The organism is Pseudomonas sp. LBUM1656 (assembly GCF_059716065.1).
Window position 1 is genome coordinate 1,907,228 of record NZ_CP166800.1, and the last position, 12,761, is coordinate 1,919,988.

At 58.5% G+C, this 12,761-nt stretch carries 11 protein-coding genes; 2 read left to right on the top strand and 9 right to left on the bottom strand.

What is annotated here, in order from left to right; all coding sequences use genetic code 11:
- The first annotated feature begins 125 nt into the window (after positions 1–125).
- Positions 126–461: a hypothetical protein gene (locus ACA072_RS08525; protein WP_497623962.1), complete on the top strand. Its 336-nt coding sequence runs from the start codon at positions 126–128 to the stop codon at positions 459–461.
- A gap of 59 nt (positions 462–520) precedes the next feature.
- Here ACA072_RS08525 and ACA072_RS08530 read toward each other — a convergent pair whose 3' ends face one another.
- The 3 genes from ACA072_RS08530 to ACA072_RS08540 form a co-directional block, all read right to left on the bottom strand.
- Positions 521–1,699, bottom strand: coding sequence for an integrase core domain-containing protein (locus ACA072_RS08530; protein WP_497623963.1), 1,179 nt, complete (start codon positions 1,697–1,699; stop codon positions 521–523).
- A 162-nt stretch (positions 1,700–1,861) separates the two neighbouring features.
- Entirely contained in the window at positions 1,862–3,652 is a 1,791-nt protein-coding gene (locus ACA072_RS08535; protein WP_497623964.1) for a bifunctional diguanylate cyclase/phosphodiesterase, read from the bottom strand.
- A 134-nt stretch (positions 3,653–3,786) separates the two neighbouring features.
- A complete protein-coding gene (locus ACA072_RS08540; RefSeq protein ID WP_497623965.1) occupies positions 3,787–5,868 on the bottom strand; it encodes a carboxy terminal-processing peptidase in 2,082 nt (693 codons plus the stop codon).
- A 139-nt stretch (positions 5,869–6,007) separates the two neighbouring features.
- Between ACA072_RS08540 and ACA072_RS08545 the strand changes: the two genes are divergently transcribed.
- Positions 6,008–6,970 (top strand): zinc-binding dehydrogenase, encoded by a 963-nt coding sequence (locus ACA072_RS08545; RefSeq protein ID WP_497623966.1) that lies wholly within the window; start codon positions 6,008–6,010, stop codon positions 6,968–6,970.
- Positions 6,971–7,092: 122 nt separating this feature from the next.
- Here the strand turns inward: ACA072_RS08545 and ACA072_RS08550 are convergent, their stop codons facing one another.
- From ACA072_RS08550 to ACA072_RS08575, 6 genes are all read right to left on the bottom strand, one after another.
- Complete coding sequence (locus tag ACA072_RS08550; protein WP_497623967.1) at positions 7,093–7,746, bottom strand: HAD family hydrolase; 654 nt, start codon at positions 7,744–7,746, stop codon at positions 7,093–7,095.
- 34 nt (positions 7,747–7,780) lie between these two features.
- The gene (locus ACA072_RS08555; protein WP_497623968.1) at positions 7,781–8,770 is read right to left on the bottom strand and encodes an ABC transporter ATP-binding protein; all 990 of its coding nucleotides are present in this window, start codon (positions 8,768–8,770) and stop codon (positions 7,781–7,783) included.
- Entirely contained in the window at positions 8,767–9,567 is an 801-nt protein-coding gene (locus tag ACA072_RS08560; RefSeq protein WP_497623969.1) for an ABC transporter permease, read from the bottom strand. Before ACA072_RS08560 ends, ACA072_RS08555 begins: the two co-directional genes overlap by 4 nt.
- Positions 9,554–10,390 (bottom strand): ABC transporter permease, encoded by an 837-nt coding sequence (locus ACA072_RS08565; RefSeq protein WP_497624958.1) that lies wholly within the window; start codon positions 10,388–10,390, stop codon positions 9,554–9,556. Before ACA072_RS08565 ends, ACA072_RS08560 begins: the two co-directional genes overlap by 14 nt.
- A gap of 5 nt (positions 10,391–10,395) precedes the next feature.
- Positions 10,396–11,202: an alkaline phosphatase family protein gene (locus tag ACA072_RS08570; protein ID WP_497623970.1), complete on the bottom strand. Its 807-nt coding sequence runs from the start codon at positions 11,200–11,202 to the stop codon at positions 10,396–10,398.
- Between the two features lie 180 nt (positions 11,203–11,382).
- Positions 11,383–12,447, bottom strand: coding sequence for an ABC transporter substrate-binding protein (locus ACA072_RS08575; RefSeq protein ID WP_497623971.1), 1,065 nt, complete (start codon positions 12,445–12,447; stop codon positions 11,383–11,385).
- Positions 12,448–12,761 lie beyond the last annotated feature (314 nt).

Here is a 12,761-nt window from a genome sequence, read left to right on the forward strand (position 1 = left end):
GCGCGGGGCGCTTTCGAGTGCGCCGAGTGCCTAACGTCTCGGTCTTCCACACCCGCGTTCAGCCGCCACCTATCGCGTGGAAGTGATTACTGGCGGTTCCAATCCATACGTTAGGAATTAAATTTATGAAAACACTAACTCCGGATCCGCCATACACCCCGCCAATTCCTCATCCCGAAAACCGCTTCATGGCGCTGACCAGTAATTGCAGCGACATGCCAACTCTGTTCGTCGACACCCACGCACCGCTAGATATTTTGACCGACGCTGCCCGCTACCGAATCCGGGCGGTTACCCAAGTGCTGGAGAACCTCTCCATGCGCGGTTCGATTGAGTGCGATTCCATGATTCTCAGCGACTTCGCGTTGCTCTGTGCAATTCCGTTGCGCGATGGCTGTGATGTGCTGGATGTGCTGGATGTGGTTGGGCGGCGGTTGGGCGCGCAGTCAGCAGCGGATTGAATTCAGAGATTTTGGTTGTCTGGTCTGGCCTCTTCGCGGTGTAGAAACGGATACATCCTTTACAATCGAGACCGGGGACATCCTTTACGTTTTTGTGAGTTTGAAAGGCGGTTTTCACCGCTTTTCAAACGACCTAAAAGGTAATCGCACAAATACACTTCCCAGACTTCATCTTCCACCTCCTTCAGCCCCAGTGCCTCACCCACCAGCGATTCGCTGACAAATACCATTCTGCCTTTCCACTTCATTGAGCCGTTTTGCCGGACTTTCCTGACCAGCAACTGTGAAGGGTAATTCACCTCCGGCACATGTCCGTCGTAGAGGCGGCTGGATGGCACGTAAACATCCGCTGGAACCTTCATTGCCAGTGCCTTGTGAGGGCGCTCGTAGTTGTATTCGTGGCGAATCCGTTCAAACGCCAACTGCTGCTGTACCAAGTTATGTTCAGGTGTCTTAAGCAGCGCAGCCTTGAGGGTTCGGTGCATTCGTTCATGGCGGCCATTCTGGTCAGGACGTCCGGGCTGGATACGCTCAGGATAGATGCCCAAGCGTATGAACCAGGCCGCCAAACTGGAGATGCGCGACACGCCGGTCGAGGCAAAGGGTGAGCCGTTATCCGTGCGAATGACATTGGGCAACCCATACTCTCGAAAGGCCCAGTCAAATCCTTCACGCGCCCCAGCCACACTGCTTTGCGCCCGACAAAGCAACAGGAATCGGCTGACATGATCGGAGATCGTCAAGGGAAAGCAGCGCTGACCTGATTGCAGGGCGAAGTCGCCTTTGAAATCCGCCGCCCATGTTTGATTGGGCTCCGTGGCTTCGCGTAACGGAATAGGGCCCGTCGGTGGGCGATTAAGGAATCGTCGCTTTTGCACCAGACCTGCACGCTTGAGCCATTCGCCAGCGGTGCTCAGCGCCGGCCAAGACAGCTCTGCGTGCGCTTTTTTTAGATTGTGAACCAACTTCTCAGGCCCCCAACTCGGATGCTCGCGCTTATAAGCGATCAACAACTCAAGGACATGCTCACTGATTTGATGGGGGCTGTGGTGCGGACGTCTGGACAGCTCTTTGAGCCCGTCGATGCCACATTCAGCATAGCGAGCCAACCACTTGTCCAAAGTGGGCCGGCTGACACCGTAATGCCGTGCCAGCTCACATTTGGAGTAGGCGCCGGACATCCAGTCGCCTACGAGTTTCACTCTCTGATCCATTGGGGACTCTCGATTCCAGGGCATGGTCAGGCACCTCCTGACCGTATTTCATACCTGTAAACGATGTCTCCGGTTTAAAACGTAAAGGATGTCTCCGGTTTCTACCCGGGCAAGCCCGCTCCCACAGGGTTTTGTGTCGTTTGTAAAGGATGTATCCGTTTCTACACCGCGAAGGCGTCCGTTCAATCACCGCTGCCCTATGAGCAATTCCTCGTTCTGCACCGGCACCACCAGACTATCAATCACATGCACGCTATACCCCGGCACATTCTTCGCGTGATGCTTGGCCTGCGAAGCCATCTCCGCCAACTGGCTCGCATCGAGTTGTCCACAGGCCTGTGGATGCAAATGCACCACGCCAATCGACAATGACAGCAATGGAAACTCCTGGCGCACGCCCTGGCGATTCGGCGCGATAAAGCAGCCGGCTTCCAGGTGTTCGCTGCGGTAGAAGCGTCGGCACTGGCTCTGGAAGTCGTCCAGCAGCTGATTCAAACGTTTGCGCCAGTCTTCCGGGCCGAGCACCAGCAGGAAATCATCACCGCCGATATGGCCGACGAAGTCGCGGGACGGGTCGACGCGATCGTTAAGACATTGCGCCAGGCACAGCAGGACTTCGTCCCCACGGCCGTAGCCGTAGATGTCGTTGAAGGGTTTGAAACTGTCGATGTCGACGTAGCAGATCACCGATTCCCGTTCCTGTTGCAACAGCCGCGTCAGGCATTGCTGGATGGGCACGTTGCCCGGCAACAGGGTCAGCGGGTTGGCGTAGCGGGCTTGCTGGATTTTCAGTTCGGTAATCAGCTTGAGCACATCGATTACCCGGCCCAATCCCAGATAACCGCCGTTGAGGGTGATGATGAAATCTTCTTCAATGCGCTGCCGCGCACGACTGGTGATCAAGCGGCTGACCTGTTGCAGCGACTGGCTCATCTCCACGGCGAGGAAGTCGTCGTTCATCAAGCGGCTGATGGGCTTGCGGGCAAACAGGTCGGTCGCAAAGGGCTTTAGCAGTGCGTCCGAGAGCGAATGCCGATGGACGATGCCGCAAGGATGGCCTTGCTCGTCGAGTACCGCCAGTGAGTTCAGGTTGGCCTGGCGGCGAAAGGCTTCCAGCACCGTGGCTGTCGGTGTATCCCGGTGCACGGCCGGTTGGTCGTTGAGCAAGGCGCTGAGGTCGCTGCCTTCGTCATTCAGCGCCACGGCGGTGCTGTCTTGTTTGGGCATCAAGGATCGCGCATCGCGCGGAGGATGCTCTTGAGGCCGACACAGCAGATAGCCTTGCACCAGATCGACGCCCATCTCGGTCAACACCGCGAGCTCTTCCGGTAGCTCGATACCTTCGGCAATCACCTTCGCCCGCGAGGCCTTGGCGATTTGCAGGATCGAGCCGACGAACTCACGCTTGAGGGCGTCCTGATGAATGCCATCGATGAAATGCCGGTCGATCTTCACGTAGTCCGGACGCAGCTCGGACCACAACCGCAAACTCGAGTAACCCGCGCCCAGATCATCCAGCGCAATGGAAAACCCCATCGCTCGGTAGTGATGCAGGGCGTTTTGCAGTAACTGGAAATCGTCGGTCGGGGTCTGTTCGGTGAGTTCGATCACCACCTGGCTCGGCGGTATGCCGAAGTCCTGCAGCAATTGCAGGGTGCGCCCCGGTTGGTGGGCGGCTTCCAGCAGCGATTCCGGAGAGACGTTAAGGAACAGTTTGCCGGGCAGTTGCTGTTCGTTGAAACGTCGGCAAGCGCTTTCACGGCAGGCAATCTCCAGCTCGTTCAAGCGACCGGCTTGACGGGCAACGGCAAACAACGCGATGGGGGAGTGCAGCGGGCTGTTCGAGGGGCCGCGGGTCAGGGCTTCGTAGCCGACAATGCGTCGCTCGGAGAGGGAAATGATCGGCTGGAACAGGCTGTGCAAACCGCTTTGAGTCAGTATTGAACTCAAGGCACTCAGCTGTTCTGTCGTGGTCATGGCAATCTCTGGCGATAAAAAAAGGACTGGGAGCAGCTCTCTGTTCAAGAGGCGGTCCCAGTCCTTTATTTCACGACAGAATGATGACTGTATGATGACGCTCCGGAGAGCGTCAGCATTAATTTGCCATCATCTTAATGCTTGGCTACTGCGGTGTTGAGTTTCAAGTAGTCCAGCAGAATCCGCCCGGTCTCGCTCAAATAGGCATCATCTTCTGGCTTGGTCTTGTCTGGCTCGGCCGCAATCGCGTCTTCGTCTTCTTTCTTCAGCTCTTTGAGCGGCTCTTCGCCCTTGGCCTTGCGACGGAGGTTTTCCATGACCAGTTGCTTGGATTCGATATCGGCGTGTTGCGCACGACGATCAGCTTCATTGAGGCTGACGGTTTTTTCCGCCATCAGCTTCTGCGCCAAGGCCAGTTTGTCGCGGATGAACACGAACTCTGCGTCCTTGGCCGAGCGCACGTCATGCTCGGACTTGAGCTGCGTGATGTACGGTTTGAACGGGTCGACCGCCGGCTTGATGGCCGCGCGGATGGTGTCCCACGGCATGGCTTCCGGCAGGGCGCTTTCGCCGATTTCCTTGGTGTCGATGATCGACGGGTAATCGATGTCAGGCAGTACGCCCTGATGCTGGGTGCTCTGGCCGGAGACCCGGTAGAACTTGGCCAGGGTCAGTTTCAGTTCGCCATGGTTCAGCGGCTGAATGGTCTGCACCGTACCTTTGCCGAAGGTCTGGCCGCCGATGATCAGCGCGCGGTGGTAGTCCTGCATGGCGCCGGCAAAAATCTCCGAAGCCGAGGCGGACAAGCGGTTGACCAGCAACGCCATCGGGCCTTTGTAGAATGCACCCGGGTTTTCATCTTCCAGCACATCGACCCGGCCGTCGGCATTACGCACCAGCACGGTCGGACCTTTGTCGATGAACAGGCTGGTCAGCTCGGTGGCTTCCTGCAAGGAGCCGCCGCCGTTGTTGCGAAGGTCGATGACGACGCCGTCGACTTTTTCTTTCTGCAACTCGGTCAGCAGTTTCTTGACGTCGCGCGTGGTGCTCTTGTAATCCGGATCGCCCGCACGGAACGCCTTGAAGTCGAGGTAGAAGGCCGGGATCTCGATGACGCCGAGCTTGTAGTCCTTGCCATCCTGTTTCAGGTTGAGGACCGACTTCTTCACGGCCTGGTCTTCAAGCTTCACCGCTTCACGGGTGATCGGCACGATCTTGCTGGTCTGGTCGTTTGGCGCATTGTTGGCCGGAATCACTTCCAGGCGCACCACGGTGCCTTTCGGGCCACGGATCAGCTTGACCACTTCGTCCAGGCGCCAGCCGACCACGTCGACCATCTCTTTGTTGCCTTGGGCAACGCCGATGATCTTGTCCGCCGGTGCAACCTGTTTGGTCTTGTCGGCCGGGCCGGCAGGCACCAGACGCACGATTTTTACCTGGTCGTTATCGCTCTGCAACACGGCGCCGATGCCCTCGAGGGACAGGCTCATGTTGATGTCGAAGTTCTCCGCGTTATCCGGCGACAGATAGTTGGTGTGCGGGTCGTAGGACATGGCGAAGGTGTTGATGTACGCCTGGAAGATGTCTTCCGCACGGGTCTGGTCCAGACGCGCCAATTGGTTCTTGTAGCGCTTGGTCAAGGTTTCCTGAATCTGCTTGGAGTCCTTGCCCGCGATCTTCTGTCGCAAGACTTCGTCCTTGACGCGTTTGCGCCACAGGTCGTCGAGTTCCGCGGTGGACTTGAGCCAAGGGGCGTCCTTGCGATCGACCAGCAAGGTTTCCTTGGTGGTGAAGTCGATTTTGTCGACGCCTTTGTTCAGCTCGGCAAGGGCAAAGTCCAGACGCGCTTTGACGCGGTCCAGGTAGCGCTTGTAGATGGTGAACCCGGCGTTCAGGTCGCCGCTTTTGAGGAAGTCGTCGAACTGGGTTTTCCACTTGTCGAATTCGGCAATGTCGCTGGCCATGAAGTAGCTGCGCGACGGATCCAGCAGCTTGAGGTAGCTGTCATAGATAATCACGGAGCGCGCGTCATCGAGCGGCGGCTTGCTGTAGTGATGGCGCTTGAGCAATTCGACGACGTTCAGGCTGGCGATCACTTCGTCACGATCAGGCTGAAGCTTGTCCCAGCTATTGGCTGCGAATGTGCTGCTCGACATCGGCAACAGGCCGATACCAATGAATAGGGCTAGGGCGGTGCTGGGTAAAAAATGCTTCATGCTGATTCGACGCGGGGACAATTGATCACGCATATTAGGCCGTCTTTGAAGTCGCCGGTTCCACAGGGGCCGGTCGCATAATGCAAGAAAGCCCGGCGCTACAGCTACGGGCTCAGTCCAGACTCACTATGGAGGCACTGTGAAAGCATTGCAAGGCGTGGAAGGTCAAGTGGAGTGGGTTGAAGAGCCCGGTCCTACATGCGATGTAGGACAAGTTCGGATTCGAGTGGCGGCAGCGGGCCTCAATCGCGCCGATTTGTTACAGAAAGCAGGGCTTTATCCGCCACCGCCGGGAGCCAGTCAGGTACTGGGTCTTGAGTGTTCGGGGGTCATCAGCGAGGTCGGAGCGGGCTCGTCCTGGCAGGTTGGCGATCGGGTCTGCGCCTTGCTGGCCGGGGGCGGGATGGCCGAGGAGGTGGTTGTCGACGGACGGCATGTGCTGCCGGTTCCCGAAGGTTTGTCCCTGGCCGAGGCGGCGGCATTGCCAGAAGTGTACGCGACCGTTTGGCTGAATTTGTTTCAACTCGCTGCGCTCAAACCGGGTGAGAAAGTTCTCCTGCACGCCGGAGCAAGTGGAATCGGTTCAGCTGCCATTCAGCTGTGCAAGGCCTTTGGCAACCCGTGCTGGGTCAGCGTCGGTTCCGCCGAGCGTCTGGCGTATTGCGAAGCACTGGGTGCGCAGGGTGGGGTGGTGCGCACGGGCGACCTGGAGAGTTTGCGTGATCTGGGGCCGTTCGATGTGATTCTCGACCCGGTCGGCGGCAACTATGCCGCGCTGAACCTGAAAATGCTGGCACAGGATGGCCGTTGGGTGCTGATCGGTTTGATGGGCGGTCGTGAAGCGAAGCTGGATCTCGCGCAAGTGCTGGCCAAACGCGTGCAATTGCTGGGATCGACCTTGCGCAGTCGCGATGAGCAGTTCAAGGCGGATTTGTTCAGTGATTTGAGCCAGCATGTGTGGCCGCTGTTTGCCGAAGGGCGGTTGAGTCCGCAGTTGGCGAAGACCTTTGCGATCAAGGATGCGGAAGCGGCGTTTGCGGAGTTGGCGAGTAACAAGGTGGCGGGGAAGTTGGTGCTGATAATCGACGAAAGCCTGGTTTGATCCCAGGCTAAACACCGTCCTTGTGGGAGCGTGCTTGCTCGCGAAAGCGGACTTGCATTCAACATATTCGTTGACTGATACGCCGCCTTCGCGAGCAAGCCCGCTCCCACATGGGTGTTGTGTTACTTCCAGAGGTGGATCGGCCAGCCGGCCTTTTCGGCATGCTCAAGCAGTACCGGATCCGGGTTTACCACGTGTGGGAAATCCACCTTCAACAGCAGCGGTAAATCGTTGCGCGAGTCGGAATAGAAACTTGCGCCTTCCAGGTTTTCCTCTTCCGCATCCAGCCATTCCAGCAACCGAACGATCTTGCCTTCGCGGTACGTCAGCGTTCCAACGGTGTGGCCGCTATATACCCCGTGCGCGACTTCCAGTTCGATACCGAGAATCTCGTCGATCCCCAGACGATCGGCAATCGGCCTGACCAGGTGCGTGCCCGACGCCGAGATCACCAGGATCCGGTCACCGGCCTTGCGGTGGGCTGCAATCGCTTTGGTGGCGTCACTGAAAATGATTGGCTCGATATAGTCTTCTACCCAAGGCCCGACGAGATGGTCGACCTCTTCCGGCGTGCGCCCGATCATCGGCTCCAGGCTGAACTCCATGTACTCTTCCATCCGCAACTTGCCGTGGCTATAAGCGTCCATCAGTTCGTTGTTCTTGCGCATGAACGACTCGGGATCGACCCAGCCCAGGCGGCCCATTTGCTCGCTCCAGAGGGTGGCGCAGTCGCCGTGGATCAGGGTTTCGTCCAGATCAAAAATTGCCAGGGCCATCAGTGCAGTTCTCTCTTCGACATCAACAAAGGCATCAGGCTACCTCACACAGGGCCGTCGGATCGATGGAAAGTGCCAGGCGCTGACCATCGGGATGCAGATCGGCCGCCGAGCGGTTCAGCACATCCACCACCAATTCCACGCCCCGGGCTTCGACCCGATAACGAATCACGTTGCCCAGCAAGCTGTGGCTGCGGATTTGTGCGTCGAGCTCGCCATTGAGGCTCAGTTCGATGGCTTCCGGGCGAATGGCAATGCGATGGTTGATCGGCCGTTGCATCAGTTTCGAGGCGCTGTCGGCGTCCAGCAGGTTGTAGTTGCCGATAAAACCTGCGGCAAACACATCCACTGGCGCGGTGTAGAGGGTTTCGGCGTCGCCGCTCTGTACGATCTTTCCCTGATTCATCAGGAAAATCCGGTCAGACATGGTCAGCGCTTCTTCCTGATCGTGTGTGACGAAGATCGTGGTCAGGCCCAGTTCGCGCTGGATCTGACGGATCTGTTCGCGCAGGTGCTTGCGAATCCGCGCATCGAGGGCCGACAGCGGTTCATCCAGCAACAACAGCCGTGGCCGCGTCACCAATGAGCGGGCGAGGGCCACGCGCTGGCACTGGCCGCCCGACAGTTGGTGCGGATATCGCGCGGCGAAGTCCTTCAGCTCCACCAGTCCCAGCACTTCGGCGACGCGCTTCTGGCTGTCGTCGGCGTTGACCTTCTGCATGCGCAAACCGAAGGCGACGTTCTGCTCCACGGTCATGTTCGGAAACAGTGCGTAGCTCTGGAAGACCATGCCGATCCCGCGTTTCTGCGGGCTCAACGGCACGATGTCGACACCATCGAGCAGAATCTTGCCGCCATCCACCGATGTCAGGCCGGCGATGCAACGCAACAGCGTGGATTTACCGCAACCGGACGGGCCGAGCAGGGTGACGAACTCGCCCTTCTGGATTTCGCAGTTGATGTCGCTGAATACCGCGGTGCCGGCATAGCTTTTTTGCAGGTGTTGGACGCTGACATAGCTCATTCGCTTTTGTCCTTGTTCAAGATATTGGCCGCCCAGGTCAGAACCAGCACAAAGAAGAAGTAGGAGATCACCAGCGCACTGGTGAAGTGGCCGCTGCTGTTACGCATGTTGTTGAGGTAGACCTGCAGTGTTTCGTAGCGGGTGCCAACGAGGATGTTGGCGAACACGAATTCACCGAACAGGAACGAGAACGACAGCAGCAACGCCACCATCAAGCCCTTGCGCAGGTTCGGCAACACCACGAGGAAGGCCGCTTGCCAGGTGCTGGCGCCGAGCAATTGCGCGGCGTCCATCAGGTCGCGCAGGTTGATCGCTTGCAGGTTGTTGGTGATCGCCCGGTACATGAACGGCAGCGCGATGGTGAAGTAGCAGCCAATCAGAATCCACGGCGTCCCGACCATCGCAAACGGCCCGGAACCGTAGAGCTGCAACAGCCCCACCGAAGACACTACCGGTGGCACCGCGAAGGGCAGCAGGATCAGGATGTTCATCAGCGCATCAAGTCTGGGGAAGTGGTAATGCACCACGAACAGCAGCGGCAGAATCAGCACCACCGACAGAATCAACGCGCCGACGCAGACCAGCAGCGACTGCCCGAAGGCATGCAGGAAACGCGGATCGCTCCACAGCTGGATGTACCACTTGAAGGTAAAACCGCTGGGCAGAATCGTCGCCGACCAACTGCTGGAGATCGAGTAGATTAGCGTCCCGGCCAGCGGCAGCAACAGAATGGCGAACAGCACATACACCACGACGCGGTGATAAACACCGACGGGGCCCAGTTCAGCGCGAGACATGGTAGCTCCTCTTCAGCAGCAGCTGATGCACGATGGTCACCAGGGTCATCAACGCCACGAGCACCACGGCCAGGGCGCTGGCCAGGTTCGGATCAAGGGAAATGTCGCCGGAGACCATTGCCGCGATGCGGATCGGCAGCACGTTGAAGTTGCCGGTGGTCAGCGCGTAGACCGTGGCGTAGGCGCCCAGGGCGTTGGCCAGCAGGATCACGAAAGTGCCCAACAACGCAGGGGTCAGCACCGGCAGACCGATGTGCCGCCAGAACTGCCAGCCGTTGGCGCCGAGCAGTTCGGCGGACTCACGCCAGTCTTCGCGCAGGGCATCGAAAGCCGGGTAGAGCAGCAGCACGCCCAATGGAATCTGGAAGTAGGTGTAGAGAATGATCAGCCCGGTTTTCGAGTACAGGTTGAAGTCCTGAATGATCCCTGCCTGTTTGAGCATGATGGTGAAGCTGCCGTTGAAGCCCAGCAGGATGATGAACGCGAAGGCCAACGGTACGCCGGCGAAGTTGCTGGTCATGTTGGCGAAAGCATTCACGAAGTTACGCAACTTCGAGTCGACCCGGCGCAGGGAATAGGCGCCGAGCACCGCGATAATGATGCCGAATACGCTGGACCAGAAACTGATCTCGAGGCTGTACTGGATCGCCTGCAAGTAAAACTTCGAATTGAAGATCCTGGTGAAGTTGGCCACGCCCCAGCCGAACTCTTCCGATTGCAGGCTGTTGATCATCACCCACACCAGCGGGGCGATCTCGAACACGATAAAGAACAAGGCGAAAGGCACCAGGCACAACGCTGCCAGCCACTTGCCACGGGTCATGGAGTTCACTTGAGCAGCTCCCGGCAGACAGGTTTGTCGTGGGCCACGCCCAGCAGTTCGCAGACAGTGCCGCAGATTTCCGTCTGTTTTGGCGCCGCGCCGGGGTTGAAGCTGAAAGCATCACCGAGGACAAACAGCGGCACTTCGCGTTCTTCCGGCAGCAGGCCGTTGTGGGAGCGGTCGTTGTTCATGCCGTGGTCGGCGGTCACCAACACCTGATAACCGGCGTCGAGCCAGGTGTGCAGGTAGTCGGCGAGGATGATGTCTGCCGAGCGGGCGCTGTTGCGGTATTGCGGGGTGTCGAGGCCGTGCTTGTGCCCGGCGTCGTCGATGTTCATGGGGTGGATCAATAAGAAGTTCGGCGCGTGGCGCAGGCGCAGGTTTTCGGCGTCGGCGAACAGGTGCGCATCCGGGTAGTGATCGCTCCAGTAGAAGTGCCCGTGCTGGATCGGCAGTTTCGGGTCGTCGGTGTGACGATCCCGGGCGGCCACGAACGGCGAGCGGTTATACAACTCGCTGACCCAGTGATAGGCCGCGGCGGCAGTCGTCAGCCCTGCATCCGTGGCGTAGTGATAAATGCTGCGCTGGTTGGACAGGCGCGAGACGTTGTTGTGGACGATGCCGCTCTCGATCGGCGGGACGCCGGTGAGGATGCATTCGTAAAGCGGTCGGGACAGGGCCGGCAGTTCGCACTCCAGTTTGTAGAGTGCCGCGCGTCCTGCGCCGACGTAAGCCTGCAGGTGCCCCATGGCGTGGCGCGCGACCTCAAAGTTGAGGCCGTCGAGCACGACAAGGATGACGTTGTGCTTCATAGGGGCAGAACTCCGCAAAACAGATGATTCAGGTACGCAACCAATCCCCCTGTGGGAGCGAGCCTGCTCGCGATGGCGGCGTGTCAGTCAACATATGTGCTGAATGTAAGTCCGCTATCGCGAGCAGGCTCGCTCCCACATTGGATCTCCAGTGGATCTCCAATGTGGGGATTTGCAGGGTTATTTCATTTCGACGAGGACTTCTTCGTTCCACTTCTGCGGCAAAGCCTTGGAAGTCTTTTCCCACGCATCCGCGTCTTTGATCGGCGTGACCTTTTTGTACTGCTCGTTCGGCAGCAGCTTGGCCTGGACGTCAGCCGGCAGTTTGATGTGCTCGGCACGGATCGGACGGGCGTTGCCTTTCGCCAGGTTGATCTGGCCGGCATCGCTGAAGATGTATTCGCGGGTCAGCTTGGCGGCGTTCGGGTTCTTCGCGTATTTGTTGATGATGGTGGTGTAGCCGGAAATCACCGAGCCATCGGATGGAATCAGCACCACGTAGTCATCCGGGTTGGCCATCTTGGCTTTGTAGCTCAGACCGTTGAAGTCCCAGACCACGCCGACTTCAATTTCACCCTTTTCCATCGTGGCGATGGTCGGGTTGGCCATGGACAGGCGGCCCTGTTTGGCGATGTCTGCGAACAGCAACAGCGCTGGCTGCAGGTTTTTCTCGTCGCCACCGTTGGCCAGTGCCGCGGCCAGTACACCGTTGGCGGCCTGGGCGGCGGTGCTCACGTCACCGATGGAAACCTTGTATTTGCCGGTTTTCAGGTCAGCCCACTTGGTCGGAGCTTCGGAGCCGTGCAGCAGCTTCTTGTTGATGATGAACGCGATGGTGCCGGTGTACGCCAGCGCCCAGTTGCCGTCCTTGTCTTTGGCCCAGTCCGGGACCTGGTCCCAGGTGCTTGGCTTGTAGGGTTGCACCACGCCTTGTTTGACCGCAATCGGGCCGAACGCTGCGCCGACGTCGCCGATGTCGGCGCTGGCGTTGTCTTTCTCGGCGGCAAACTTGGCGATTTCCTGCGCCGAGCTCATGTCGGTGTCGATGTGTTTCAGGCCATACGTCTTTGCCAGGTCTTCCCAGGTGCCTTTCCAGTTGGCCCAGTCATCGGGCATGCCGACGCTATTGACCGCGCCTTCCGCTTTCGCAGCGGCTTCCAGGGTTTTCAAATCATCAGCGGCCATGGCGGCGCTGCACATGGCAATGGTCGAGCCTAACAGTGATGCCAGGAAAAGCTTTTTCATCCGAAGCTCCTTTGGGCGTTTTCAACGCTGCGATTGCGGTTGTGTTGGTCTAGGTCAGCAATACCTGAGCCAATTTAGGCGCCGCTGATGACATTTTGATGTCGACGATCGGTCGGCCTACATTTTTCAAACGGTAACGCTCAGGCTTGCGAGTAAGCGTAGACCATGGCTAAAGGGCTGATACAAAAGGACTTGGCCGTGAATTTGCAGGTGTCTGGCGCAACCGTTCGGCGGCTTTGTCATCTGTCAGTCACAAGCAGTGCCTAGGCTTGCAGGGAGTTGAAGGAGCCGGTTTTGAAACACGGTTCTGCCCC